Source organism: Limnohabitans lacus (genome assembly GCF_030053395.1).
Classification (GTDB): domain Bacteria; phylum Pseudomonadota; class Gammaproteobacteria; order Burkholderiales; family Burkholderiaceae_C; genus Limnohabitans_A; species Limnohabitans_A lacus.
In genome coordinates this window covers 155885-180355 of the sequence record NZ_JASGBH010000001.1, presented here as the reverse complement: position 1 = coordinate 180355, position 24471 = coordinate 155885, and the positions used below count along the sequence as shown (strand labels likewise).

Genomic DNA, 24471 nt, shown 5'->3' with positions numbered 1-24471 from the left:
CCGCGCGAACCAGCCACAGGGTTGCGACGTAGCCACAGGACTGCGACGTAGGTCGGAGCTTCAGCTCCGACAACAGCGCAGCACCCAGCAATGTCGGGGCTAAAGCCGCCGACCTACAAGACGCCGAGCGAACCGACCACAGGACGGCGACTTACAGAATGATCAAAACGGGTGGTGTTGCAAGACCAGCAGCAAGGTGCTGAGCGTGAAAAACGATCCGATGGTGGTGAGCAGCAAAGCCACTGCGCTGATGGTGCCGTGGCCGTGGCGCTGACTCAAGATGGTGAAAATACCCAGCATGGGCAAGGCGCCCGAGAGCAAAGCGGCCGAGCGCAAGGCCGGATCGGCCACCGGCATCACAAAGCTCAGCACCACAAACATGGCCAGCGGGTGCAAGAACAACTTGCCCAAGGTGATCTGCGTGACCGTGCCCTTGAGGCCTTCGGCCTTCAGGCCCACCAAAGAGCCGCCGATCACAAACAGCGACAAGACCATGCTGGCTTGGGCGAACAGATTCACCGTGCGGGCCAGCGGTGCGGACAGCTCCAGGTCAAACCACGAAAACACAAAACCGCCTGTGATGCCCCAGATCATGGGGTTTTTGAGCAGGTTCTTCAGGGTCTGCGCGATCACCTGCTTCCACTGACCGGCAGGACCACCTTGCGCATCGGCCACGGCCAGCAAGAAGGGGATCATCAACAGGTTTTCGACCACCATGTTGAGCGCCAGCGCCACACCGGCCACTGGGCCAAAGGTCAGCAGCATGATCGGGTAGCCCACAAAACCACTGTTGGGACAAGACATGCCCATGGCCATCATGCTGCTGTAGCTCAAAGAATGGCCCTTGACTTTGCGCGCCCACAACAAGCCCAGCAGCGCCACCGCAAACGAACCCAAGGCATAGGCCAGCAGGTAGTGCCCGTTGAGGATTTCACCAATGCGCCGCTGCGACAAGGCGTTGAACAGCAAAGCCGGCAAGGCCAGGTTCAGCGTGAACTTGCCAAAGACCTGCATGTCCGATTTGGCAAACATGCCCCGACGGGTGAACACATAGCCCAGTGCTATGGCCAGGTAAATCGGGCCGGTGATGCCCAGGATGTGGAGGGTGGAATTCATCGTGGTGGAACTTATGGGCGATCACCCTGAGGGAGTCGCCCTGCATTGTCCCGCAAAGCCAGGGCTTACCTTGCCCTGCGGGCCACCAGCAGATAGAGCGTTTTGCAATAGCCGCTGGGAGGGCTGCTTACAAATCCAGCACCAAGCGCGCCGTCTGACTGCGCGAGCAGCAAACCATCATGCAATCGCCTTTTTCTTGCTCTTCGGGGGTGAGGTACATGTCCCAGTGGTCAGGCTTGCCGGCCACCACCTTGGTGAGGCACGTGCCGCAAATGCCTTCGGAGCACGAGAAAGGCACGTCGTGCCCGGCGTCTTGCAAGACTTTGAGGATGGACTGGTCTTTGGTGACTTGCAGGGTCTGGCCGCTTTTTTGCAGCTGGACTTCGAAGCTCCCGTCCGAGGCGATGGGGGTTTGGGTCAGGTCGGTCTGGCTCATGCGGTGACTTCCGGTGTGTGTTCTTCGGCCAAAAGGCGGTCAATGATGCGGCGCGACTGCACGCCGCCTGAGTCGATGTTGAGCATCAACAGTTTGCGATCGGGCCACTTGTTGATGTTGACTTGCTGCAGCTGCAGCATCTCCATGTCTTCGTTGAAAATGCCGCCCTGCCCCGCGCGGATCTTGTCGGTCAGATCGGTGTCATGCGGCTTGAACTGACGCGCCATGCCCCAGTGGTACCAGTGCGAGGTCTCGGTCTCGGGCGTGATGAAGTCCACCACCACGCTGTAGGCCTTGTGCTCGGGCGCGGCATCAAAACCGCCCTTGCCCGCCAATGCCACGCCGACGTCGATCATGATGTGGCTGGGCGGCGTGAAGCGGCAGATCTGCCAGCGGTCCACCTTGGCCTGCGGGTCCAGACCGTTGGCGCTCATGGCCATTTGCCAAAACGGCGGCGCTTGAATGCCCTCCATGTGGCGCTGCAAGATGACTTGGTCGCCTTCGACCTTGGTTTCGCAAGGCGTCTCGTCGATCTCGGGCTGGCCGATGCTGTTGGCGTGCACATAGGTCTCGTGCGTCAGGTCCATCAGGTTGTCGATCATCAAGCGGTAATCGGCCTGGACATGGTACAGCCCGCCGCCATAGGCCCAAGCCGGGTTGTCGAAGAACTCAAACACCGGCATCTGCGCCACATCGGCCTTGGCCTGGTCGCCGGGCCAGACCCAGACAAAACCGTAGCGCTCGACCACGGCAAATGCTTTGATGGCCGGAAAGCCGCGCACGCGTTGGCCGGGCATCTGCACGGTTTTGCCATCCACGCCCATCTCCAGGCCGTGGTAGCCGCATTGCAAATGGCCTTTGCACACCTTACCCAGCGACAAGGGCGCACCCCGGTGCGGGCAAAAGTCTTCGACCGCAGCGACCTTGCCGTCCGGGCCTTTGAAAATCGCCATCTGCTCGTTGCAAATGGTGCGGCCCAGTGGCTTGTCGCCCAAGGCTTCCAGTTCGGTCAGGGCGCAGGCCACATACCAGGTGTTTTTGATGAACATCTTGTCCTCTCTTGTTCGAAACTCTTGTTCAATGCGATCGTTCAAAGCTTGCGGGCCACGCCCAGCAAGCTGTCCAGCAGTTCAGGGTTGGCTCGCAGCGTGTCGGCATCGCTGGCGTGCACCACATTGCCGTGGTCCAGCACCACCGCGCGGTGGCTGATCTTCAAAATCGCTTGCGGGTGTTGCTCCACGATGATGGCCGACAGCCCCTCTTCACGGGTGATGCGGGCAATCGCACGCAGCAACTCTTCCACGATGATCGGCGCCAAGCCCTCCAGCGGCTCGTCCAGCAAGAGCAAGCGCGGGTTGAGCACCAGCGCCCTGCCCACCGCCAGCATCTGCTGCTCGCCGCCCGACAGCTGCGTGCCCAAATTGGTCTTGCGCTCGGCCAATCGCGGGAACATTTCGTACACCCGCTCGGGCGTCCAGGCCCGGCTGCCATGCAATTGGCGCCCAGGCCTTTCGACGGCGGTCAAGTTTTCATGCACCGTGAGCGATTTGAAAATGTTGCGCTCTTGCGGCACCCAGCCAATGCCAGCGGCCGCCCGCTCGTGCGAGGGCAAGCTGTGCAGCGGCTGGCCGCCCAGAAAGATCTGACCGCCGTGCTGGCGCGTGGCACCAGCCAAGGTGTCCATGAGGGTGGTTTTGCCGGTGCCGTTGCGGCCCAGCAAAGCCAAAGTTTCGCCCTCGCCCAGCGAGAAGCTGATGTCGTTCAACACCACCGCCTCGCCGTATCCGGCGCTCAAGTTTTCAAGCTTCAACAATTCAGCCATGCGCCAACTCCTCGCCATGCCCCAAATACACCGCCTTGACTTGCGGGTCGGCGGCGATCGCTTCGGGGGTGCCTTCGGTCAGCACTGCGCCGTTGACCAGCACAGTGATGCGGTCGGCAAATTCAAACACCAAATCCATGTCGTGCTCGATCAGCAAGACCGACACTTCGGCGGGCAGTGCCGCCACGGTTTGCAACAACTCTTCGCGCTCGCCCGCAGGCACACCGGCCACCGGCTCGTCGAGCAGCAGCACCTTGGGCTCGCAGGCCAGCGCAATCGCCATCTCCAGCAAACGGCGCTTGCCATAGGCCAAGTGCTCGGTGCGCTGGTGCATGACTTCGGTCAGGCGAAACAATTCAAGCAATGCTTCGCAGCGCTCAACCACCGCTTTGTCTTGCCCCAGCTTGGGCCACCAACGCCCGCCCAAACCGCGCTGCTGCGAAACCACCATGGCCAGCGTTTGCAAAGGCGTCATGCTGGCAAACAGCTGGTTGATCTGGAAGGTGCGCACCATGCCCCTGCGCACACGCAGGTAAGGTGCGAGTTGGCTGATGTCTTGGCCCAGCAATTCGATGCGCCCTGATGTGGGCGGCAGCACGCCGGTGAACAAATTGATGAGCGTTGTCTTGCCCGCGCCGTTGGGGCCGATCAGCGCATGGCGTGCGCCCAAGCGCAATTCCAGATTCACGTTGTCGGTGGCGGTGATGCCGCCAAATTGTTTGACCAGGCCCTGGGCCTTCAAAACGATGGGCTCGTTCATTGCGCACCACCTTTCTGGTCCGCCGAGCGGCCAAACCACAGCCAAGGCCGAATCAAACGCTCACGCCCCACCATGACCAAGACCACCAAAAACAGACCAATCCAAAACGTCCAGTACTGCGGCGTGATGCCCGAGATCACGTCGTGCATGAGCTTGAACACCACCGCCCCGACCACCCCGCCATAAAGCCAGCCCACACCGCCGATGACCAGCATCAGCATCACGTCGGCTGAGCGCTCTAAAGCGAACACGTCGAGTGATGCAAAGCCGGTGGTCTGCGCCATCAAAGCGCCCGCAGCGCCAGCCAAAGCAGCCGCCACGGTGTAGACCACGGCCAAACGGTTGTGCACCGGAATGCCAATGGCCATGGCCCGCAGCGGGTTGTCGCGCACCGCCATGAGCGTGGCGCCCCAGGGCGAATTGACCCAACGCCGCGCCAATGCAAACAAGATCAACAACACGGTGAGCGAATACCAAGCGGCGGTTTGACCGTACAGATCAAATTCAAAGCGGCCGAGCACCGGGCCCATCATCACGCCCTGCAGGCCGTCTGAGCCCCCGGTGAGCCAGTCGAGCTTGTTGGCCAGCTCCATCAAGATCAGCGCCATGCCCAGTGTGACCATGAGCCGCGTCAGATCGGTGCCGCGCAAGATGGTGAGCGAACACAGCGCGCCCAGCAGCGTGGCGCAGCCCATGCCAAACAGCAGGCCCACCACCGGGTCGGGCATCACATGCTTGGCAAACAAGGCCGAGGCATAAGCCCCCAGCCCCAAAAACGCCGCATGGCCCAGCGACACGATGCCGGTGTAACCCAGCACCAGATCGAGTGACACCGCAAACAAGGCGACGATGGCGACTTCGTTGACGATGAGGGCGTGGCCCGGAAATGCGAAAGGCATGGCAAAGGCCAGGAGCCAGACCAACGGCTCCCAGCCGCGCATGCGGGCCGTCGATAAAAGTTGGGTACGTGCGTTCATATGAGCATTCATTTCAGCGGCCCCCCTTGCGCACAAACAGCCCTTGCGGACGCCAAATCAAAATCGCGATCATCAGGGAATACACGATGAAAGAACCCAGCTTGGGCATGTAGTACTTGCCCGCCACATCGGCAATGCCCAAGAGCAGCGCCGCCCACAGCGGCCCGGTGATGGACGAGGTGCCGCCCACGGCCACCACGATCAAAAAATACACCATGAACTTGAGCGGAAAGGTCGGATCCAGCCCCAGCACCTCGGCCCCCAGCGCCCCGCCCAAACCCGCCAGGCCCGAGCCCACGGCAAAAGTGGCGGCAAAAATCAAATTGACGCGGATGCCCAGGCCTGCGGCCACGCGGGCGTCGTCCACGCTGGCGCGCAAACGGCTGCCAAAGCGGGTTTTGGCCAGCACGTATTGCAAACCCACCGTGAGCGCCGCGCACACCGCAATGATGAACAGGCGGTAGTGGCCCATGCCCAATTCAAAGACTTCGCCCGCCCACAGCTCGGTACGACCCCGCAGCCCATCGGGCAGCTGCATGATCTGCTGCTGCGAGCCCATCAGGTAGTCCACGCTGGCCACCGACATGAAGGCCAGACCGATCGAGAACAGCACTTGGTCCAGATGCGGCTTTTTGTACATGTGGCGGTAGAGCGTGCGCTCCAGCACCGCACCCAGCAAGGCCGTGGTCACAAAGGCCAGCGGCAGGCACCACAAAAAGGGCACCTCAAAGCGCTGCATCAGCACCACCGTGAGGTAGCCGCCCGCCATGGCAAACGCGCCATGCGCCAGGTTGATGAAGTTCATCAAACCCATGGTCACGGACAGGCCCACGGCCAAGATGAAAAGCAGCATGCCGTAGGCAACGCCGTCGAAAAGGATGGTCAGCATGTCATGCGTTTCTGGTTCTCAAATGTTGCAGGGCTGGCTGCGATGGCGCCGCATGCCCTGCCAACGGTTCTTCAAGCTGCACATCGCCAGCAGGGCTGGCTCCTACAACGTCCGGGCCTGTAGGAGCTTGCCCTGCAAGCGATCGCGCCTTCAGCAAGGCTTGGCTTATCGGCTCTTGCCCGGATCTTTCACGTCCTTGAGGGTCGCAAATTCCTGGTTGTAGAGCTGACCGTTCACCTTCTCCACTTTGCGGATGTAGATGTTGTGCACCACGTCGCGGGTTTGCGCGTCGATGAACATCGGGCCACGGGGGCTTTCAAAGACTTGGCCTTTCATCGCTTCCAGCAGTGCCTCACCGCCTGCGCCTTTGGTGGCTTTGGCCGCTTCGTAGATCACGCGCATGCCGTCATAACCGCCCACGGCCATGAAGTTGGGGCGCAAGCCGTTGTTGGCCTTCTCGAAGGCCGCGACAAACTTCTTGTTCAAAGGCGAGTTGTGCGATGCCGAGTAATGGTGCGAGGTCACCACGCCGTTGGCCACATCGCCCATGCTGTTCAAGATGTCGTCGTCGGTGATGTCACCGGTGCCGATCAGCTTGATGCCGGCCTTGTCCATGCCGCGCTCGGCAAACTGCTTCATCAGCGCCGCGCCTGCGCCCGAGGGCACAAACACATAAACCGCGTCAGGTTTGAGGTCACGCACTTTTTGCAAGAAAGGTGCGAAGTCAGGGTTGCGCATGGGCACGCGCAGGGTGTCGAGCACCTGGCCGCCGTTGAACAACAAACGGTCTTTGAAATACTTTTCAGCATCGATGCCGGGGCCGTAGTCAGACACCAAGGTCACGACTTTCTTGATGCCGTTGTTGGGTGCCCAGTCGGCAATGGCCACCGCTGCTTGGGGCAGCGTGAAGCTGGTGCGCACGATGAAGGGCGAAGCTTGTGTGATGCTGGAAGTGGCCGCAGCCATCACCACCATGGGGGTTTTGGACTGGCTGGCAATCGGGGCGGTGGCAAAGGCCAAAGGCGTCAAACCGAAACCGGCCAGTACGCTGACTTTTTCATTGACCACCATCTCTTGCGCCAAGCGCTTGGTCACATCGGCCGCGCTGGTGTCGTCTTTGACGATCAGCTCGACTTTTTTGCCCGCCACCATGTCGCCGTTTTGCGCCATGTACAGGCGGGCTGCGGCTTCGATCTGCTTGCCGGTGGAGGCGAACGGACCGGTCATGGGCAAGATCAAGCCGATCTTGAATTTGTCTTGCGCCATGGCCGTGGAAGCGGTCATGGCCAGGGTGGCGCAAGCGATGGCGCTCAGGAATTGACGTTTTTGCATGCTCTATCTCCTCGTTAAAAATCGGTTCAGGACGGTCGGATCAGTTGCACACCGGGTGTGCCCGATGCGGCGGGGTCGCGCAAGGCGACCTGCATGTTTTGCCTGGCAATGCGCGAGTGCTCGCGCATCAGGGCTTCGGCCCGGCCGGCTTCGCGCCGCTCGATGGCGTCGAGCACCTGACGGTGCTGGTGCTGCGCCACCACCAGGGTGTCGCGGGCGTGGGCGTCGTTCACATGCACACCCACAAAGCCCGAGGCCGATGCAAAGGGCAAGCTCGAGGCCCGTTCAATCTCGCGGGCCAGCACCGCGCTGTCGGCCATCTCGGACAACTGCTTGTGAAACTGGCCATTCAAATCCACATAGGCCGAAAACGTCTCGTCGTTCAGGGCCGAGGCTTGCAGCACCGCATCGATCTGGTCCAGGCAGGCACGCGCTTGGCGGATCAAGGCTGGGCGCACACCGCGCTCAGCGGCCAAGCGTGCGGCCAAGCCCTCGAGCGTGCCACGCAGCTCGATCGCGTCGGCCACTTCGCGCTCAGAAAACGTGCGCACCGCATAACCCCCACCGGCCAGCGGCTCCAGCAAACCTTCTTGTTTGAGGTGCATCAGCGCCGCGCGGATGGGCGTGCGCGACATGCCCAAGCGATCGACCAGCGCCAGCTCGGCAATGCGCGCACCCGACGGCAATTCGCCCGCCAAAATCCACTCGCGCAGGCGCTGCTGAGCCTTGACAGCTTGCGAGCCGCCTTCTTCGGCCAAGTCGGAATCCACAGCGCGGACGGGTGATGTGCTCATGAACAGGTGTTGGTTGAGGCCCGGTGAAATCTGAAATCCTTGGACACGATCGTCCTTGTAGGTCGGTGGCTTTAGCCCCGACATCGGGGCCTTCGGCGCATGCTGCATGTCGGGGCTAAAGCCACCGACCTACGGGATGACGGTGCACAAACTTCAGCGTTCGTGTTGCAAAGTCGTCGAATTAAACCACCAAGACCGCCATCGCTGTATACAGAAAACCCTTGATTCCCTGTTTTTTGCTCAAGATTTAAGCAATTCATGGCGTTTATGTATCCAGCGCGACAGGCTGGCCTTGGGCGCCCCATCGCCAACAGGGCTGGCTCCTACAAACACCCCATCTGTAGGAGCTTGCCCTGCAAGCGATCAGCCATGCCCCACATCGCCAGCAGGGCTGGCTCCTACAAACAGCCCCCTGCAAGCGACAATCGGCGCATGGGATCCTCACAGCACATGACATTGGCATTTCTGGAATTTGACTGCAGCGAAGACAGCGAAGGCGTGGTCTGCTGGGACGCGCTGGCCCAGCCCGCTGCCCGCCACACCCCCGCCCTGCTGCAAGAAGTGACGCAGTTGCTGGCCTGGGCACACCGCTTTGGCCCGCAAGCACCCGGCCCCATCGAAGACGGCGCGGATTGGGACTTTGATTTGCACATCCGCTGTGGCAACGCCCCCATCACCGCCCACTGGAACAGCGCCGACCAAGCCCTGGCCTTGTCGCCCACCCCATCGGCCAAGGACGAGATCACCCTGAGCCTGAGCATCAGCGGCACCGCTGCATTTGCCCAAGCCTTTCGCGAACACTGGAACGCGCCTTGAGCCACCCCCATCGCCCTGCCCCGGTCAGCTTTGCGCAGGCCCTGAGGTTTTGGCTCTGGCTGGGCTGCGTCAGCTTTGGTGGGCCGGCGGGGCAGATCGCGCTGATGCACGAAGAGCTGGTGGTGCGCCGCCGCTGGATTTCGGAAAAGCGCTACCTGCACGCCCTACACTACTGCATGCTGCTGCCCGGCCCCGAGGCGCAACAACTGGCCACTTACACCGGCTGGCTGATGCACGGCACACGCGGCGGCATGGCGGCCGGTGCCTTGTTTGTGCTGCCCAGCCTTGTGCTCTTGATCGCGCTGAGCTGGGCCTACACCGTGTGGGGTCAACACCCCTGGGGCCAGGCGCTTTTGTGGGGCCTCAAGCCCGCCGTGACGGCGCTGGTCTTGCAAGCCGTGCACCGCATGGCCAAGCGCACGCTCAAGGCGCCGTGGTTGTGGGCACTGGCAGCGGCATCGCTGCTGGGCATGCTGTGGGGCTTGTCCTTCCCGTGGATCATCTTGGGCGCAGCCTTGTTGGGGCATGGCATGGCACGCCATCGGCCTGTGGCTGCGGTGCCGCACGGCGCGGCCAGCGCGGCGCCCGACGCGCCCGCTTGGCTGGACGACGACACCCCCCAACCGGCGCACACCCATTACAGCCATGGCCGCCTGCTGCGCGCCTTGTTGCTGGGCGTGGGTCTGTGGGCAGTCAGCCTGGGCAGCATCGCGCTGCTGCTGGGCACGGCCCACACGCTGACGCAAATGGGCGGCTTTTTCACGCAAACGGCCTTGCTGACCTTTGGCGGCGCTTATGCCGTGCTGCCCTTTGTGACGCAAGCGGCCGTCATGCAATACGGCTGGCTGAGTGCCACGCAAATGATGGACGGCCTGGCGCTGGGCGAAAGCACGCCCGGCCCGCTGATCATCGTGGTGGCCTTTGTGGGCTTTATGGGCGGGCACAGCCAGGCGCTTTTGGGCAACCCTTTGCTGGGCGGCATCGCGGCGGCCTGCGTGGTGACCTGGTTCACCTTCTTGCCGTCCTTTGTGTTCATCTTGGCGGGTGGCCCGCTGGTGGAAGCCACGCGCCACATGCCCTCCTTGGCTGGGCCCCTGCAAGGCATCACGGCAGCGGTGATCGGCGTGGTGCTGCATCTGGCCGGCACCTTCGCATGGCACACGGTCTGGCCCACAGGGCAATGGACCCAAGCTGACTGGCCCGCATTGGCGCTCACGGCACTGGCGGCGTGGCTGCTGATTGCGCGGCAGTGGCCGGTGATGCGGGTGCTGGCCGTTTGTGCGCTGGTAGGGATGGGGGTGCAGTGGGTGTGAGGTTGGGGACATTCAGCGCTTAGCCAAGTTGGGGGTCGGCTTGAGGCTGATCCCGGTCACACAAAGGCAGGGCTCGAAGGTCTGCAGTGATCGTTACCGGCCCTTAGACGACAGGTGCCTCATGCGTCAGGCCGCAATCTTTTCCATCGTATCCAGCGGTGCTTTAAGGCGCTTGCTGAAAAACATGACTTCTGAGCCCGTGTAGCGGCGCTGTGCTGTGTAGTGGAGTCCATACGCATAGGGTGTGGCATATGCGTACATCTCTCTGATTTCTTCAGCGTTGTCATATGACACGACCCACGGTCGGCTGAAGCGCTGTCTCCCCAAAAGCTGTGCGATCTTCACGTGGTCGTCGTGTTTGTAAAAGTTGCGGTACAGGCCCGCGCCTTTGACGTAGTACGGCGGGTCCAGGTAGATCAGTGATTTGGCTGGCAAAAACTGGTGGCAACGCCGCAGCAGTTCGTGTGCATCTTCTTCATACACATGGATGCCCTCGGCGTGTAGACCAATACGTTCCAGACGCTTGCAAAGCTCGTCACGCATAAAGCGGGCATCAATTCTGTAGCTGCCGGATTGCGCCTTACCGCCTATAACACCACCTTTCAGGATGCCTGAACGGTTGGTCCGGTTCATGAACAGCGTGGCAAAGCCACGTTCCAGCTCCGATCCAGCTTCCTGCCCCAGCATCACCCCGCGCCAGTGGTGCCACGCATCCATGGTGATGGGCTCGGTGGCGACCATGGTCACCAATTCGGTAGTTTGCTGGGTTGCCACACGCCAGAAACCTGCAATGGCTGGGTCGGCATCGTTGATGTGAATGTGCTCAACGACGTTGTCGATTAGCAGAGACAAGGCAACGCCAGCTCCTCCTGCATACGGCTCAAGGTAATGGCCGCCGGCAAGGTTGTTGGTGGTGATGACCTCGGCGATCAACGGGGCAAAGCGAGCTTTGCCACCGGGATAACGCATAGGGGTGTACAGCTTGTTGGAGTACATGGATAAACAGGTAGGCGGGTAGCTTACCTCATGCCTTGTCTTTAAGCCGATGTGTCTGCATCCACGATCAGGACTCTATCTAGGAATAATGGGTCTTTTTCCGGGAGCTTGACCAGATGTGATCCACCTATGCCCAATGGAATCCAGTTGATAAGAACTCCGTACTTTTTGGACAGGGCTGTTTTCTTCGCTGCAGGGATCAAACTGGCGCAAAACTGAGCTGCCTCGTCATCCTCGAAGTAAACGGCAAGCTTGGGTTTAGCCCTCCTGGTCGGCTTTTCCTTGTCCGGCATCATGGACATGTCGCTCAGCATGGCCTGAAGTGATTGGTCGGTGGCCAGTCTGGGGTACTTGGTGTCCAGCAAGTAAATCACCTTGTCGGGTGCATTGGCGTTCCCGTTGCCATCCGGGTGGATGGCTTCAATGAGGCGCGGCGAGTGTGTGGTGGCGATGATTTGCAGGTCAAGTTGTTTGGCGTAGGTTTTCAGTGACTTGGCGAGCCGTTCAATGGCATGCGGGTGGAAGCCCACATCCATTTCGTCGATAACTAGTAGTCCCCCTGGGTATGCCTCACCCATTTCGCGTTTCAACCGGTTGAATGATGCCAGCGCTGTCGCCATGCTACCTAGGCTGTCCTGTCCCATGGAGACGGCGAGCGCGTCATGCTGGGTGTAGCCGGGTTGAGCGGTTTTTTTCTTGGAGCCTTTTATGGTCTGGTGGGTCACGTCTGTGTTCAGTTCGGTGCCATGAATCACTGAGCTGACAAAGGCCACCATCAGGTTGCTGTCGGCAGGGTGCATATCCAGCTGACTGCTGGTCACTTCTTTTTCGTCGGCTTCATGCGCAAAGCCCAGTCTACGGACGCCAAGAAAGTGGCTTTTGCGATGGAAGGCATGACTTACAAGAGCCCCATCGGTGAAGTCAAGATGCGCAAAAACGACCACCAACTCGAAGCACCGCTGTACCTGGGCATCTGGGCCAAAAAAGGCAGCAAGGGTGTGAAGTACGACGCCGAAAACACTGGTTACGGCTTTCGCACCGAAGTGACTTGGGATTCGTACATCAGCGCCCAACCCACTTCATGCCAGATGAAGCGACCCAGCTGATGCAAAAAAGCCCACCTGCCGCAAAGGCAGGTGGGCTGTTGAGTTTGGGGCGCTTGACAGCGCCCCATTGTTTTTTCAGTCCAGCTTGATGTTGGCCGCCTTGATGACCTGCGCCCACTTCTCGATCTCGGCTTTCTGGAAAGCCTGAACCTGCTCTGGCGTCAGCGTGGAAGGTTGCATGCCCAGGCCCTTGATGCGCTCTTGCATTTCGGGCGTCTGGATGATCTTCAAAATTTCGGCGTGCAATTTGTCCACGATGGGCTTGGGTGTGCCCGCGGGCGCAAACAGCGCTTGCCACGACACCACCTCAAAACCAGCGGTGCCGGGCCAGCCCGATTCGGCCACGGTGGGCACATCGGTCAGCGCATCGCTCAAGCGCTTGGCCGAGGTCACGGCCAACGCACGCAACTTGCCGCTTTGGATGTGGGCACCGGCCACCACGGTGGTGTCGAACATGAAATCCACCTGGCCGCTCATCACGTCTTGAATGGCGGGGGCACTGCCTTTGTAGGGCACGTGGGTGAATTTGACATCGCCTTTGAAGGCCAACAGTTCTTGCGCCAGGTGTTGCGAAGTGCCGTTGCCTGCCGAGGCGCCGGACAGCTTGCCGGGGTTGGCTTTGGCCGCCGTCAGCAGGTCTTTGAGTGTTTTGTAAGGGCTGTTGGCCGCCACCACCAACACCACAGGGTTGGTGCCGTACAGGTACACCGGGGTGAACGATTTGATCGGGTCATAACCCAGCTTGGGGTACAGGCTCACGTTGATGGCGTGTGAGCTGATGGTGCCGCCCAGCAGGTTGTAGCCGTCGGCCGGAGCGCGGGCTGCGATCTCGGAGCCCACGCTGCCGCCAGCGCCGCCTTTGTTTTCGATGACCAGGGTGGTGCCCAGCGCGGCGCCCAGTTTTTGCGAGACCACACGGGCCAAGATGTCGGTGGTGCCACCGGCCGGAAAGGCGACCAGGTAGTTGATCGGCTTGGAAGGCCAAGGCGCTGCCTGACTGAAGGCAGCCGGTGCCATGGCAGCAGCGGCGCAAGCGGCGGCGGTCTGGATGAATTGACGGCGTTGTGTCATGAGATGTCTCCTCGTTGTGATCAATGGGTTCAGGTGATGGGTGCAGGGTTGAACAGCACCAGGGCGTTGTGCAGCTTCCATTGCTCGGCCCAAGTTTTGCGGCCACTGGCCACGTCCAGCATCATGCGAAACAGCTCCCACCCGGCTTCTTCGATGGTGAGCTCGCCGTCGGCAATGCGCCCGGCGTTCATGTCCATCAGGTCGTGCCAGCGGCGGGCCAGGTCGGTGCGCGTGGCCACCTTGACCACAGGGCAAGCTTGCAAGCCATAGGGCGTGCCGCGCCCGGTGGTGAACACGTGCACGTTCATGCCCGCAGCCAGCTGCAAGGTGCCGCAGATGAAATCGCTGGCGGGTGTGGCGGCAAAGACCAAGCCTTTTTGGTCGGCCTGGAGTTTGTTGCCCGGCGCCAGCACACTCGAGATGGCTGAGCTGCCGCTTTTGATGATGGAGCCCATGGCTTTTTCGGCGATGTTGGACAAGCCACCCGCCTTGTTGCCGGGCGTGGTGTTGGCGGTGCGGTCCACACGGCCCCGATCAAGGTATTGGTCGTACCAACCCAATTCATGCACGATGTCTTCGGCCACCTGGGGCGTGGCGGCGCGGCTGGTGAGTTGCTCCACCGCGTCGCGCACTTCGGTGTTTTCTGAAAACATCACCGTGCCGCCGGCCCGCACGATCAGGTCGGCCATGTAGCCCACGGCCGGGTTGGCCGTCACGCCCGAAAACGCATCGCTGCCGCCGCACTGCACGCCCACCACCAGTGCACTGGCGGGCACAGTTTGACGGCGGCGTGCGTTCAGGCGCTCCAGGTGCGGGCGGGCGCTTTGCACAATGTGATCGATCATGGACATGAAGCCCATGTGCGCATCGTCTTGCAGGCACACCAAGTCAGGCCCCTGCCCTGCATCGCGCACATCTTGGATTGGGAAGCTGCCCGGTGGCAGCAAGCGGTCCGGTTGCAGCTTTTCGCAACCCAGGCTGACCACCATCACCTCACCGCCAAAGTTGGGGTTCAGGCTGATGTGGCGCAGCGTGCGGATCGGGATCTCGGCGCCCGGCGCATCGATCGCCACGCCGCAGCCATAGGTGTGCTCCAAGCCCACCACGCCATCGACATTCGGAAACAGCGGCAGCAACTCGCGCTCGATGCGCTCCACCGCCAGCTTGACCACCCCCGCCACGCATTGCACCGTGGTGGTGATGGCCAGCAAATTGCGGGTGCCCACCGAACCATCGGCATTGACATAGCCTTCAAAGGTGAAGCCTTCCAGCGGGGCTTGGGGCGCAGGCTGCACGGTGGCCATGGGCAAGCCTTGCAGTTCGCGAGCAGGCGGAATGTCGAGCAAACGCTCATGCACCCAGCTGCCCGCCGCAATGGCTTGCCGCGCATAACCCACGGGCACGTTGTAGCGCATCACCGCCTGGCCTTGGGCCAGATCGGTCAGCGCCACTTTGTGGCCTTGCGGCACTTTGTCGCGCAAGACCAGCCCTTCGGCCACACCGGCAGGCAAGACGGTGCCTGCCGGCAAACCACCGTCGTTGGCGATGATGGCCACGTTGTCAGCCGCATGCATGCGGATCGCCAATGGCGGACGTGAAATGCTCATGTGCTCAGCCGATCACTTCAACAAGTTGGGCAGCCACAAGGTGAACATGGGCACATAAGTCACCAACAGCACCGCCACGGTCAACGCCCCATAAAAAGGCCCGATGGTGCGCATGACCTGCCCCACCGAGATGCCGCCAATCGCGCAGCCCACAAACTGCACCGATCCGACAGGGGGTGTATTCAGGCCCAAAGCGCAGTTGATCAACAGCATGATGCCGAACTGCATCGGGTCCATGCCAAAGTGCATCGCAATGGGCATGAAGATCGGCGTGCAAATCAAGATGGTGGCCGCCATGTCGAGGAAGGTGCCCAGGATGAACAACAAGATGTTGATCATCAAGAAGATGACCCAAGGCTCGGTACTGATCTTTTGCATCAGCGCACCCGTCATTTGCGGCACTTCGTACAAGGCCATGAAATAACCGAAGGCGTTGGAGATGCCGATCAAGAGCAACACCACGCCGGTGGTTTTGCAAGCCTTGGCACAAGCCTTGAGGAAATTTTGAAAGGTCAAGGTGCGGTACACAATGACCGTGACAAACAAGGCCCAGGCCACCGCGATGGATGCTGATTCGGTGGCGGTGAAGGCACCCGACAAGATGCCGCCCAAAATGATGACCACCACAAACAGGCCCGGCAAGGCGGCACCCAAGGACTTGATGACTTCAAGCCAGCCCGGGAAGTTGCCGTGGATCGGGTAGCCCCGTCGCACCGCCACCCAATAGGCCGCGCCCAAGTTGCACAGCGTCAAGATGATCGCAGGCACCAAGCCCGCCAAGATCAAGCCCAGCACACTCACCGAAGCCAAGCCGGAAGCGGCCAGCGTGAAGATGATCATGTTGTGCGAGGTGGGCATAATCGCGCCCACCAAGGCCGCGTGCGTGGTCACGTTCACCGCGTAGTCGGCGTCGTAACCTTCTTTCTTCATGAGCGGGATCATGACCGAGCCCATGGCCGACACATCGGCCAAGGGCGAGCCAGCCACGCCACCAAAAATGGTGCAACCGATGACGTTGCTCATGCCCAGACCGCCGCGCACATGGCCCACCAGGCTGTTGGCAAAACGCACGATGCGGTCGGCGATGCCGCCGTAGAGCATCAGCTCACCGGCGAACACAAAAAACGGAATGGCCAGGAAGGAGAACACCTGCATGCCCCCGACCATTTTCTGGAACACCATGGCCACCGGCAAACCAGCGGCAATGATGGTGGCCACAGATGACAGGCCAATGGCAAAGGCCACGGGCACACCCAAAATCAAAAGGAGCGTGAAGCTCAGCGCAAGGACGGTGAGTTCCATGTCAGTTGACCTCCGCAGGGCCGCCCCAAGGAGGGCAAGCGCCCCCTCGGGGGGCAATGAAGTACACGCAGTGACAAATGTGGGGGCTCATGTTCAATCCCAGACCGGTTCGACCACTTTGCCTTGCACCAGCGCAACAATGTGTTCAATCGAGAAAAGCAAAATCAAAGCGCCTGCAATGATCACCGGCACATAGTCGATGCCGTCGGGCACCGGCAGCATGGGCTTTTTCTCGCCCCACTTGGCGCTGGCCCACAGCCAGCCGCCTTGCACCATCAAAAAGCCAAACACGCCCACCAGCGCGTGGATCAACACCTCGATGCGGTGCTGCCATTTTTCGGGCAGCAAGATCACCAGAGACTCCAGGCCGATGTGGCCCGCATCGCGCACCCCCACAGCCAAGCCAAAGGCGGTGACAAACAGGACGATCAACATCGCCAAGGCTTCGGCCCAAGTCGGTGTGTCGTTGAGCACATAGCGACCGATGACCTGCCACTGCACGCACAGGATGACGGCGATCAGGCCGATCACGGCCAACACCAAGCAGATCTTGGAGACGGTCGCACAAAATTTGGTGAACATGAAAAACTCCTGCCCCTGGCGCTGAGCCAGGGGCATTGGGCAAGCAAAAAATCAGCCGATCACTTGGTTTCTTGGATCGTTTTGATCGCACGCTTCATGTCAGGCGTGGTCATGAACTTGTCGTACACCGGACCCATCACGGCCTGGAAGGAACGCTTGTCAACTTCCACGATCTCGGCGCCAGCGGCCTTCACGTTGGCCAGCGATTTGCCCTCGGCTTCGTCCCAGGCTTTGCGCTGCACGGCCACCGACTCTTTGGCGGCTTGGCGGACCATGGCTTGCTCGTTGGCTGGCAGCTTGTCCCACACCACTTTGGACATCACCAAAATCTCTGGCGCCATGGAGTGCTCGGTCTTGGAATAAACCTTGACGGCTTCCACGTGCTTGGCGGTGTCAAAAGAGGGGATGTTGTTTTCTGCGGCGTCGATCAGGCCGGTCTTCAGGCCCGTGTACACCTCGCCATAAGGCATGGGTGTGGCGTTGGCACCCATGGCGCTGACCAGGGCCACCCACAGGTCGGACTGCTGCACGCGGATCTTCAGGCCCTTGGCATCGGCCACGGACTTGATGGCTTTCTTGGCATAAATGGAGCGTGCGCCGCTGTCATAAAAAGCCAAGCCCACGTAGCCGACCGACTCGCAGCTTTTCAGGATTTCTTCGCCCACAGGGCCGTCCAAGGACTTGCGCATGTGGTCCACCGAGCGGAACAAGAAGGGCATGGTGGGCACCATGGTCATGGGGCAAATGCCGTTCATGGGGGCCACGTTCACACGCACCAAATCCAGCGCACCGATCTTGACCTGGTCGATGGTTTCTTTTTCAGAACCCAAAGCGCCTTTGTTGAAGACCTTGATCTTGTGCTTGCCGCCCGACAACTTCTCGAGCACGGTGCTCATGTGCTTGACCGCGACCACGGTGGGGTAGTCGTCGGCGTTGTGGATGTCGGCAGAGCGGAACTCGGTGGCTTGGGCCGAAAAAGCCAAAGCGGCAGCGATGGCCATCAGGGATTTGTTGAGTTTCATCTTGTTGTCTCCAGGGTTAGAAATGGTTGAAATACACCTTACACACTAGCGGGAAAACGGGAAAACACAGGCTCGGGCAAACCCTGCACGCCAGGCTGCAAGGCAATCAGGGAACCGCTGCTGCCACGCGTGGCCTCTGTGGTTTGCGCGGGGATGATGGAGGTGACCAACAATTGGTCCAGCTTGGCGCCGCCAAAGGCGCACATGGACGGCTTGGGCATGGGCACCGACAGCGATTGGCACCACTGGCCTTGCGCATCAAAGTCGTGGATCTGACCGGCGTCGTTGCCACAGATCCAGTAATGCCCTCGCGCATCGACGGCTGCGCCATCGGGGCGGCCGGGCCAGTCGTTCATGTCCACAAACAAGCGCTGGTTGCGCAAGTGGCCAGTGGCAGCGTCGAGATCAAAAGCCCATATTTTTTGTACCGTGGGGTGCGAGTCCGACAGATACAAAGTGCGCCCATCGGGGCTGAACCCCAAGCCATTGGGCGTGAGCAAGCCCGTGACGTGTGGGCCCGTGAGGCCCCGCTCGTCCAGGCAATACAAACCACCCAAGTCAGAGGCCAAAGACATGTCCATCACCATGGTGCCCACCCATAGGCGGCCACTGGCGTCGCAGCGCCCATCGTTGAAACGCATGCCGGGGGCGGGGTGTTGGATGCGGGCCAGCCAATCGGTGTCCACCTGACCGTCTGCCTGCAAGCTCACACGGGCGATGCCCGACTCCATGGCGGCGATCAATTGCCCCTGCACCGGTGTGAGCGCGATGCAGCCTACACGCTCTGGCATGGACCAGGACTGCACGCCCTCGGCGGCGTCCAAGACGGTGCTGCGAATGAAGGCGCCTTCAATGTCCACCCACCACAAACGCTGGGCGCGGACATCCCACACGGGGGATTCACCCACGCGGTCTTGTGTGTCGGCAATGGTTTGGAAATCGTTCATGAAAAAGTGGCCAAGGTCTGCGGTGTTCTGCTACATTCGCCCCAAGGGCTTGATGTGGTCAGTTGTCGTACAAGTTGATTGTGAAAGCCCGCCATCCAAACTGGAATGCGTATTTACCCGATGAACACCCCGCAAGCCGCCCCCGAAAAACGCAAATCACGCAGCTTGACCTATGAGCTGGTCGATCAGTTGAGCGCCGACATGCAAAACGGCAGCTTGCAAAGCGGCCAAAAACTGCCCACCGAAGCGGCCATCATGGCGCGCTTTGGCGTGAGCCGCACCGTGGTGCGCGAGGCGATCTCCAAGCTGCAAGCGGCCGGTCTGGTGCAAACGCGCCACGGCATTGGCACCTTTGTGCTGGCGCAATCGGAGTCACCCTCTTTTCGCGTCAACCCCGGCCAGCTGAGCACCTTGCACGATGTGATTGCTCTGCTGGAGCTGCGCATCAGCATCGAGACCGAAGCCGCCGCCCTGGCGGCTGTGCGGCGCACCGAGGCCAATTTGGCCGTGATGCAAGAAGCCATGGCGGCGTTTTCCAGCGCCATCGAAGAAGGCCGTGACGCGATTGCCGCCGACTTTCAGTTCCACCATGAAATCGCCCGCGCCACCCAAAACAACCACTTCGCCGACATGATGAATTCGCTGGGATCGCAGTCGATCCCGCGTGCACGGCTGGAGACCTCCCCCGCTGTCGATGCCACCCGCTTGGCTTATTTGCGGCGCGTGCACCAGGAGCACGAAAACATCCTGAACGCGATCGCCGCGCAAGACGCCGAATCGGCCCGCGCCGCCATGCGCACCCACCTGTCCAACAGCCGCGACCGGCACAAAAAAGGCGCCTCCAGCCACCACTGAGGCACGGCGGCAAGGGTTAACACGCATCACGTGCCCGGCCTTTAGGTTGTACGATGTCCGTCAAATCAACCGACATTTGAACCATGCCCCAGCCCTCTTCCACCCCTGTCGTCACGCGCATGCAGGTGATCCCTGTGGCGGGCCACGACGGCATGCTGATGAACCTCAGCGGCGCCCACGGCCCCTTCTTCACGCGCAACATCGTCATCCTGACCGACTCTGCGGGCCACACCGGCGTGGGCGAAGTGCCGGGCGGCGAAAAAATCCGCCAGACCCTGGAAGACGCCCGCCCTCTGGTCGAAGGTCAGCCGATTGGCCACTACAACGCCGTGCTGCAGGCCATGCGCCAGCAGTTTGCCGACCGCGACAGCGGCGGCCGAGGCCTGCAAACTTTTGACCTGCGCATCACCATCCACGCCGTCACCGCCGTGGAAAGCGCCCTGCTCGACTTGCTGGGCCAGCACCTGAACGTGCCGGTGTGCGCCCTGCTGGGCGAAGGCCAGCAACGCAGCCGGGTGCAAATGCTGGGCTACCTGTTTTATGTGGGCGACCGCAATCAAACCGACCTGGCCTACAGGAGCGAGCCCGACCAAGCCGACGACTGGCTGCGCCTGCGCCATGAAAAAGCCATGACGGCCGAGGCTGTGGTGCGCTTGGCCGAAGCCGCGCAAGCCCGTTATGGCTTTCAGGACTTCAAGCTCAAAGGCGGCGTGCTGCGCGGCGAAGAAGAAGTAGAAGCCGTGGTGGCTTTGCACGAGCGCTTTCCCAAGGCGCGCATCACGCTGGACCCCAACGGCGGCTGGTTGCTCAAAGACGCCATTCGCCTTTTGCGTGACCACCGCAGCACCATGGCCTATGCCGAAGACCCCTGCGGCGCAGAAGGCGTGTTCTCGGGTCGCGAGGTGATGGCCGAGTTCCGCCGCGCCACGGGCTTGCTGACGGCCACCAACATGGTGGCCACCGACTGGCGCGAGATGGCCCACAGCATCCAGCTGCAGTCGGTGGACATTCCGCTGGCCGACCCGCATTTCTGGACGCTGCAAGGCTCGGTGCGGGTGGCGCAGCTGTGCCAGATGTATGACCTGACCTGGGGCTCGCACTCGAACAACCACTTTGACATTTCACTGGCCATGTTCACCCAGTGCGCTGCGGCAGCACCGGGCAAAGTCACCGCCATCGACACGCACTGGATCTGGCAAGACGGCCAGTTCCTCACCAAAGACCCGCTGCAAATCAAAGACGGCTACGTCGATGTGCCCGCCAAGCCTGGCCTGGGCATCGAGGTGGACATGGACGCGGTGATGCAAGCGAACCAGCTCTACCAACAACACGGCCTGGGTGCACGCGATGACGCCATCGCGATGCAGTACCTGATCCCCGGCTGGAAGTTCAACAACAAGATGCCTTGCATGGTGCGCTGAGCACCCGGGCGATTCACTCCAAAGGAAACACCATGAAACTCGGATTCATTGGCTTGGGCATCATGGGCGCGCCCATGGCGGGACATTTGCTGGCCGGTGGCCATGAGGTCTTTGCCTTTTCGCGCAGCGGCGTGCCCGCAGGCGTGGTGGCGCAAGGCGCACAGGCTTGTGCCAGCCCCGCCGAAGTCGCGCAACAAGCCGACATCATCTTCACCATGGTGCCCGACACGCCGCATGTGGCCGATGTGCTGTTTGGCGACAAGGGCGTCGCACAAGGCCTGAGCGCAGGCAAAACCGTGGTGGACATGAGCTCCATCTCGCCGATCGCCACCAAAGAGTTCGCGGCCAAGATCAACGCGCTGGGCTGCGAGTACCTGGACGCTCCGGTGTCCGGTGGCGAAGTGGGTGCCAAAGCGGCCAGCCTGACCATCATGGTGGGCGGTTCGGAAGCCACCTTCAACCAAGTGCAGCCCCTGTTTGCGCTGATGGGCAAGAACATCACCCTGATCGGCGACAACGGCAGCGGCCAAACTTGCAAAGTGGCCAACCAGATCATCGTGGCGCTCAACATCGAGGCCGTGGGCGAAGCCCTGCTGTTTGCCGCCAAAGCCGGTGCCGACCCCACCAAAGTGCGCCAAGCGCTGATGGGGGGCCTGGCCACCAGCCGCATTTTGGAGCTGCATGGCGAGCGCATGATCAAGCGCACCTTCAACCCGGGCTTTCGCATCGAGCTGCACCAAAAAGACCTGAACTTGGCCCTGGAAGGCGCCAAGGCCATGGGCCTGAGCCTGCCCAACACCGCCAGCACCCAGCAGCTGATGAGCAGCTGCGTTGCCAACGGTGGCGCAGGCTGGGACCACTCGGGCCTGGTGCGCGCCTTGGAGATCGCCGCCAACTTCCAGATCAGCCCGACCCCCGCCGATCCTTCTGCCGCTTAAGGAGCACGCCATGGACTTTCCCATCAACCGTTTCAAGCACGCCATCCTGAGTGGCCAAAAACAAATCGGCCTGTGGTCGCATTTGTGCAGCCCCATCAGCATCGAAATCTTGGCCCATTGCGGCTACGACTGGCTGCTGCTGGACATGGAGCACTCGCCCAACGAAGTGCCCGATGTGCTGGCCCAGCTGCAAGCCATGCAAGGCGGCACGGCCACGCCCATCGTGCGCCCACCTTGGAACGACATGGTGACCTTCAAGCGCTTGCTCGACATTGGCGTGCAAACGCTCTTGGTGCCTTACATCCAGACCGCCGAAGAAGCACGCAACGCGGTGTCCTACACCCGTTACCCACCGCAGGGTGTGCGCGGTTATGCCGGTGCACCCCGCGCCAGCAACTACGGCCGTGTCCAAGGCTATGCCCATCGCAGCGCTGAAGAAATCTGCGTGCTGCTGCAGGTCGAGACCATCGAGGGCCTGAAAAACATCGAAGAGATCGCCAACGTCGAAGGCGTGGATGGCGTCTTCATCGGCCCCGGCGACTTGTCTGCCGCTTTGGGCCACTTGGGCAACCCCAAGCACCCCGAGGTGCTCAAGGTCATCGACGAGGCCATTGCCCGCATCCAAGCGTGCGGCAAGGCCGCCGGCATCTTGACGGGCGACGAAACCCTGGCCAAACACTATGTGGCCCAAGGCTGCCTGTTTGTGGCCGTGGGCGCCGACCAGAACGTGTTGCGCGACAGCGCACAAGCCCTGGCCGCGCGTTTCAAAGACTGAAAGCCAAGAACACCATGCTCAATCCCCCCGCATCCCCTTTGAAATTTCCCCGCCTGCTGCTGACGGGCGCTGGCGGCAATCTGGGCCAAGAGCTGCGCCCGCGCCTGAAAGCCTATTGCGATGTGCTGCGCGTGAGCCACCGCCGCGACCTGGGCGCAGCAGCCGCTGGTGAAGAAGTTCAAATCGCCGCGCTGGAAGACGCCGACCAGATGATGGCCTTGCTCGACGGCGTGAGCGCCGTGGTGCACATGGGCGGCGTGTCCACCGAGCAGCCCTGGGCGCCCATCTTGGCGGGCAACATCGTGGGCATGGTCAACCTTTACGAAGCAGCCCGCTTGAAAGGCGTCAAGCGCATCGTGTTCGCCAGCTCCAACCACGTGACCGGCTTTTACCGGCAAGACGAAGTGGTCAACACCCGCATGCCACCCAAGCCTGATGGTTTTTACGGCCTGTCCAAAGCCTTTGGCGAAGACCTGGCTCAGCTGTATTGGGACCGCTGGGGCATCGAGACGGTGAGCCTGCGCATCGGCTCGTCGTTCACCGAGCCCAAGGACCGCCGCATGTTGGCCACCTACCTGAGCTACGACGACTTGGAACGCCTGATCGTCGCGGCACTCACGGCCCCCATCGTGGGCCACACCATCATCTATGGCATGTCGGACAACCAGACCACCTGGTGGGACAATACCCATGCCAAACACATCGGCTACCGGCCACAAGACTCGTCGGACGTGTTCCGAAACGCCGTCGAAGCACGCCAACCGGTGATCGACACGCAGGACCCGGCGGCCATTTACCAAGGCGGTGCTTTTGTGAAAGCCACGCCGCACGGATGAACGGGGCTGAGCATGGGGTATCCTCCAGCCCGATAAGGAAACCCCATGAGCACCCTGCCCGCCTGCCCGAAATGCCACGACGAATACACCTACGAAGATGGCAACCTGTTGATCTGCCCCAGCTGCGGGCACGAATGGAACCCCGCTGAGGCCGCTGCCGCTGATGTGGCCAAAGTCTGGAAAGACGCCAACGGCAATGTGCTGCAAGACGGCGACACCGTCACCTTGGTCAAGGATTTGAAAATCAAAGGGTCTTCCTCGGTCGTCAAGGTCGGCACCAAGGTCAAGAACATCCGCCTGATCGAAGGCGACCACGACATCGACTGCAAGATCGACGGCTTTGGGCCCATGCAGCTGAAAACCGAATTCGTCAAAAAAGCCTGAGCCGGGCATGAGCGAAGGCAACCAGATCTACCTGCCCGAGAGCTTCACGGCGCTGTATGTGCCGCCGGGCAAGATCAAACCCAGCATCGGCCACCGCGAAATGGCCGAGCGCTACGAGCTGTGCGAAGACTTGGCCAACTTGCTGACCGAAAAAGCGGCCAACATGCAGTTCACCTTGGGCATCACCGAAGAGTTGGTGCTGGCGCAATGCGAGCTGGGCCTGCTGGCCGAGCCTGCGGTGGTGTCGCCCGTGGAAGCGCGTTGGGTGGTCTGCCGCCTGGGCGAACTGCTGAACTGGCCGATAGACCAGCTGCTGCAAAGCCCTGCGCCACAGGATCCGGTGGTGTGAAGGGATCGGCGCCAAGACGCCGATC

Annotated in this window: 27 protein-coding genes; 10 read left to right on the top strand and 17 right to left on the bottom strand. The window is 61.2% G+C overall.

All coding sequences use genetic code 11. From position 1 onward, the window contains the following. Positions 1-162: 162 nt before the first annotated feature. The 9 genes from QLQ16_RS00920 to QLQ16_RS00880 form a co-directional block, all read right to left on the bottom strand. Complete coding sequence (locus tag QLQ16_RS00920; RefSeq protein ID WP_283222807.1) at positions 163-1116, bottom strand: AEC family transporter; 954 nt, start codon at positions 1114-1116, stop codon at positions 163-165. A 127-nt stretch (positions 1117-1243) separates the two neighbouring features. Continuing rightward, the gene (locus tag QLQ16_RS00915; protein ID WP_283222806.1) at positions 1244-1552 is read right to left on the bottom strand and encodes a 2Fe-2S iron-sulfur cluster-binding protein; all 309 of its coding nucleotides are present in this window, start codon (positions 1550-1552) and stop codon (positions 1244-1246) included. Further along, positions 1549-2601: an aromatic ring-hydroxylating oxygenase subunit alpha gene (locus QLQ16_RS00910; protein WP_283222805.1), complete on the bottom strand. Its 1053-nt coding sequence runs from the start codon at positions 2599-2601 to the stop codon at positions 1549-1551. Before QLQ16_RS00910 ends, QLQ16_RS00915 begins: the two co-directional genes overlap by 4 nt. Before the next feature lie 41 nt (positions 2602-2642). Then, the gene (locus tag QLQ16_RS00905) at positions 2643-3374 is read right to left on the bottom strand and encodes an ABC transporter ATP-binding protein (RefSeq protein ID WP_283222804.1); all 732 of its coding nucleotides are present in this window, start codon (positions 3372-3374) and stop codon (positions 2643-2645) included. After that, the gene (locus QLQ16_RS00900) at positions 3367-4134 is read right to left on the bottom strand and encodes an ABC transporter ATP-binding protein (RefSeq protein WP_283222803.1); all 768 of its coding nucleotides are present in this window, start codon (positions 4132-4134) and stop codon (positions 3367-3369) included. The genes QLQ16_RS00905 and QLQ16_RS00900 overlap by 8 nt, the downstream gene beginning before the upstream one ends. Then, positions 4131-5111, bottom strand: coding sequence for a branched-chain amino acid ABC transporter permease (locus tag QLQ16_RS00895; RefSeq protein WP_283222802.1), 981 nt, complete (start codon positions 5109-5111; stop codon positions 4131-4133). The genes QLQ16_RS00900 and QLQ16_RS00895 overlap by 4 nt, the downstream gene beginning before the upstream one ends. Positions 5112-5124: 13 nt before the next feature. Continuing rightward, entirely contained in the window at positions 5125-6000 is an 876-nt protein-coding gene (locus QLQ16_RS00890; protein WP_283222801.1) for a branched-chain amino acid ABC transporter permease, read from the bottom strand. 165 nt (positions 6001-6165) lie between these two features. After that, a complete protein-coding gene (locus tag QLQ16_RS00885) occupies positions 6166-7332 on the bottom strand; it encodes an ABC transporter substrate-binding protein (protein WP_283222800.1) in 1167 nt (388 codons plus the stop codon). Positions 7333-7358: 26 nt separating this feature from the next. Then, positions 7359-8126, bottom strand: a complete 768-nt coding sequence (locus tag QLQ16_RS00880) for a GntR family transcriptional regulator (RefSeq protein ID WP_283222799.1) — start codon at positions 8124-8126, stop codon at positions 7359-7361. Positions 8127-8558: 432 nt separating this feature from the next. On the opposite strand from QLQ16_RS00880, the gene QLQ16_RS00875 reads away from it, so the two are divergent. Then, on the top strand, positions 8559-8942 hold the full coding sequence (locus tag QLQ16_RS00875; RefSeq protein ID WP_283222798.1) for a hypothetical protein: 384 nt from the start codon (positions 8559-8561) through the stop codon (positions 8940-8942). Beyond that, entirely contained in the window at positions 8939-10255 is a 1317-nt protein-coding gene (gene chrA / locus QLQ16_RS00870; RefSeq protein ID WP_283222797.1) for a chromate efflux transporter, read from the top strand. The genes QLQ16_RS00875 and chrA overlap by 4 nt, the downstream gene beginning before the upstream one ends. A gap of 126 nt (positions 10256-10381) precedes the next feature. Here chrA and QLQ16_RS00865 read toward each other — a convergent pair whose 3' ends face one another. Together QLQ16_RS00865 and QLQ16_RS00860 are read right to left on the bottom strand one after the other, a co-directional pair. Beyond that, positions 10382-11251 (bottom strand): DNA adenine methylase, encoded by an 870-nt coding sequence (locus QLQ16_RS00865; protein ID WP_283222796.1) that lies wholly within the window; start codon positions 11249-11251, stop codon positions 10382-10384. Between the two features lie 41 nt (positions 11252-11292). Next, positions 11293-12051 carry an AAA family ATPase gene (locus tag QLQ16_RS00860; protein ID WP_283222795.1) on the bottom strand — a complete coding sequence of 253 codons (759 nt, stop codon included), beginning with the start codon at positions 12049-12051 and terminating at the stop codon, positions 11293-11295. A 39-nt stretch (positions 12052-12090) separates the two neighbouring features. Between QLQ16_RS00860 and QLQ16_RS00855 the strand changes: the two genes are divergently transcribed. Further along, entirely contained in the window at positions 12091-12357 is a 267-nt protein-coding gene (locus QLQ16_RS00855) for an ABC transporter substrate-binding protein (protein ID WP_283222794.1), read from the top strand. Between the two features lie 75 nt (positions 12358-12432). Here the strand turns inward: QLQ16_RS00855 and QLQ16_RS00850 are convergent, their stop codons facing one another. The 6 genes from QLQ16_RS00850 to QLQ16_RS00825 all read right to left on the bottom strand — a co-directional run bounded on the left by QLQ16_RS00850 (position 12433) and on the right by QLQ16_RS00825 (position 18888). Beyond that, positions 12433-13428: a Bug family tripartite tricarboxylate transporter substrate binding protein gene (locus tag QLQ16_RS00850; RefSeq protein ID WP_431310363.1), complete on the bottom strand. Its 996-nt coding sequence runs from the start codon at positions 13426-13428 to the stop codon at positions 12433-12435. A gap of 29 nt (positions 13429-13457) precedes the next feature. Further along, a complete protein-coding gene (garD, locus tag QLQ16_RS00845) occupies positions 13458-15035 on the bottom strand; it encodes a galactarate dehydratase (RefSeq protein WP_283222793.1) in 1578 nt (525 codons plus the stop codon). Positions 15036-15047: 12 nt separating this feature from the next. Further along, positions 15048-16337 (bottom strand): TRAP transporter large permease, encoded by a 1290-nt coding sequence (locus QLQ16_RS00840; RefSeq protein ID WP_283222792.1) that lies wholly within the window; start codon positions 16335-16337, stop codon positions 15048-15050. A 93-nt stretch (positions 16338-16430) separates the two neighbouring features. Continuing rightward, positions 16431-16919 (bottom strand): TRAP transporter small permease, encoded by a 489-nt coding sequence (locus QLQ16_RS00835; RefSeq protein ID WP_283222791.1) that lies wholly within the window; start codon positions 16917-16919, stop codon positions 16431-16433. A 59-nt stretch (positions 16920-16978) separates the two neighbouring features. Further along, positions 16979-17941, bottom strand: coding sequence for a TRAP transporter substrate-binding protein (locus QLQ16_RS00830; protein WP_283222790.1), 963 nt, complete (start codon positions 17939-17941; stop codon positions 16979-16981). Between the two features lie 38 nt (positions 17942-17979). Beyond that, positions 17980-18888 (bottom strand): SMP-30/gluconolactonase/LRE family protein, encoded by a 909-nt coding sequence (locus QLQ16_RS00825; RefSeq protein ID WP_283222789.1) that lies wholly within the window; start codon positions 18886-18888, stop codon positions 17980-17982. 120 nt (positions 18889-19008) lie between these two features. Here QLQ16_RS00825 and QLQ16_RS00820 point away from each other — a divergent pair, with 120 nt between their 5' ends. The 7 genes from QLQ16_RS00820 (at position 19009) to QLQ16_RS00790 (ending at position 24446) form a co-directional block, all read left to right on the top strand. Next, positions 19009-19743, top strand: a complete 735-nt coding sequence (locus QLQ16_RS00820; protein ID WP_283222788.1) for a FadR/GntR family transcriptional regulator — start codon at positions 19009-19011, stop codon at positions 19741-19743. Between the two features lie 83 nt (positions 19744-19826). Continuing rightward, on the top strand, positions 19827-21164 hold the full coding sequence (gudD, locus tag QLQ16_RS00815; protein ID WP_283222787.1) for a glucarate dehydratase: 1338 nt from the start codon (positions 19827-19829) through the stop codon (positions 21162-21164). Between the two features lie 11 nt (positions 21165-21175). Beyond that, complete coding sequence (locus tag QLQ16_RS00810; RefSeq protein WP_348534148.1) at positions 21176-22102, top strand: 2-hydroxy-3-oxopropionate reductase; 927 nt, start codon at positions 21176-21178, stop codon at positions 22100-22102. A 10-nt stretch (positions 22103-22112) separates the two neighbouring features. Then, positions 22113-22877 (top strand): HpcH/HpaI aldolase family protein, encoded by a 765-nt coding sequence (locus tag QLQ16_RS00805; protein ID WP_283222785.1) that lies wholly within the window; start codon positions 22113-22115, stop codon positions 22875-22877. Between the two features lie 14 nt (positions 22878-22891). Further along, positions 22892-23713 (top strand): NAD-dependent epimerase/dehydratase family protein, encoded by an 822-nt coding sequence (locus QLQ16_RS00800; RefSeq protein ID WP_283222784.1) that lies wholly within the window; start codon positions 22892-22894, stop codon positions 23711-23713. Positions 23714-23758: 45 nt separating this feature from the next. Next, positions 23759-24097: a zinc ribbon domain-containing protein YjdM gene (locus tag QLQ16_RS00795; protein ID WP_283222783.1), complete on the top strand. Its 339-nt coding sequence runs from the start codon at positions 23759-23761 to the stop codon at positions 24095-24097. A 7-nt stretch (positions 24098-24104) separates the two neighbouring features. Next, the gene (locus QLQ16_RS00790) at positions 24105-24446 is read left to right on the top strand and encodes an ATPase with chaperone activity (RefSeq protein ID WP_283222782.1); all 342 of its coding nucleotides are present in this window, start codon (positions 24105-24107) and stop codon (positions 24444-24446) included. Positions 24447-24471 lie beyond the last annotated feature (25 nt).

Bases quoted from the DNA above. Each gene is read 5' to 3' on its own strand.
- QLQ16_RS00825 (WP_283222789.1), bottom strand. From the start codon at position 18,888: ATGAACGATTTCCAAACCATTGCCGACACACAAGACCGCGTGGGTGAA.
- QLQ16_RS00920 (WP_283222807.1), bottom strand. From the start codon at position 1,116: ATGAATTCCACCCTCCACATCCTGGGCATCACCGGCCCGATTTACCTG.
- QLQ16_RS00840 (WP_283222792.1), bottom strand. From the start codon at position 16,337: ATGGAACTCACCGTCCTTGCGCTGAGCTTCACGCTCCTTTTGATTTTG.
- QLQ16_RS00790 (WP_283222782.1), top strand. From the start codon at position 24,105: ATGAGCGAAGGCAACCAGATCTACCTGCCCGAGAGCTTCACGGCGCTG.
- QLQ16_RS00890 (WP_283222801.1), bottom strand. From the start codon at position 6,000: ATGCTGACCATCCTTTTCGACGGCGTTGCCTACGGCATGCTGCTTTTC.
- QLQ16_RS00820 (WP_283222788.1), top strand. From the start codon at position 19,009: ATGAACACCCCGCAAGCCGCCCCCGAAAAACGCAAATCACGCAGCTTG.
- QLQ16_RS00835 (WP_283222791.1), bottom strand. From the start codon at position 16,919: ATGTTCACCAAATTTTGTGCGACCGTCTCCAAGATCTGCTTGGTGTTG.
- QLQ16_RS00795 (WP_283222783.1), top strand. From the start codon at position 23,759: ATGAGCACCCTGCCCGCCTGCCCGAAATGCCACGACGAATACACCTAC.
- QLQ16_RS00875 (WP_283222798.1), top strand. From the start codon at position 8,559: ATGGGATCCTCACAGCACATGACATTGGCATTTCTGGAATTTGACTGC.
- QLQ16_RS00805 (WP_283222785.1), top strand. From the start codon at position 22,113: ATGGACTTTCCCATCAACCGTTTCAAGCACGCCATCCTGAGTGGCCAA.
- garD (WP_283222793.1), bottom strand. From the start codon at position 15,035: ATGAGCATTTCACGTCCGCCATTGGCGATCCGCATGCATGCGGCTGAC.
- QLQ16_RS00865 (WP_283222796.1), bottom strand. From the start codon at position 11,251: ATGTACTCCAACAAGCTGTACACCCCTATGCGTTATCCCGGTGGCAAA.
- QLQ16_RS00910 (WP_283222805.1), bottom strand. From the start codon at position 2,601: ATGTTCATCAAAAACACCTGGTATGTGGCCTGCGCCCTGACCGAACTG.
- QLQ16_RS00860 (WP_283222795.1), bottom strand. From the start codon at position 12,051: ATGCACCCTGCCGACAGCAACCTGATGGTGGCCTTTGTCAGCTCAGTG.
- QLQ16_RS00905 (WP_283222804.1), bottom strand. From the start codon at position 3,374: ATGGCTGAATTGTTGAAGCTTGAAAACTTGAGCGCCGGATACGGCGAG.
- QLQ16_RS00900 (WP_283222803.1), bottom strand. From the start codon at position 4,134: ATGAACGAGCCCATCGTTTTGAAGGCCCAGGGCCTGGTCAAACAATTT.
- QLQ16_RS00850 (WP_431310363.1), bottom strand. From the start codon at position 13,428: ATGACACAACGCCGTCAATTCATCCAGACCGCCGCCGCTTGCGCCGCT.
- QLQ16_RS00915 (WP_283222806.1), bottom strand. From the start codon at position 1,552: ATGAGCCAGACCGACCTGACCCAAACCCCCATCGCCTCGGACGGGAGC.
- QLQ16_RS00830 (WP_283222790.1), bottom strand. From the start codon at position 17,941: ATGAAACTCAACAAATCCCTGATGGCCATCGCTGCCGCTTTGGCTTTT.
- QLQ16_RS00880 (WP_283222799.1), bottom strand. From the start codon at position 8,126: ATGAGCACATCACCCGTCCGCGCTGTGGATTCCGACTTGGCCGAAGAA.
- QLQ16_RS00895 (WP_283222802.1), bottom strand. From the start codon at position 5,111: ATGAACGCACGTACCCAACTTTTATCGACGGCCCGCATGCGCGGCTGG.
- QLQ16_RS00855 (WP_283222794.1), top strand. From the start codon at position 12,091: ATGCGCAAAGCCCAGTCTACGGACGCCAAGAAAGTGGCTTTTGCGATG.
- QLQ16_RS00885 (WP_283222800.1), bottom strand. From the start codon at position 7,332: ATGCAAAAACGTCAATTCCTGAGCGCCATCGCTTGCGCCACCCTGGCC.
- QLQ16_RS00800 (WP_283222784.1), top strand. From the start codon at position 22,892: ATGCTCAATCCCCCCGCATCCCCTTTGAAATTTCCCCGCCTGCTGCTG.
- gudD (WP_283222787.1), top strand. From the start codon at position 19,827: ATGCCCCAGCCCTCTTCCACCCCTGTCGTCACGCGCATGCAGGTGATC.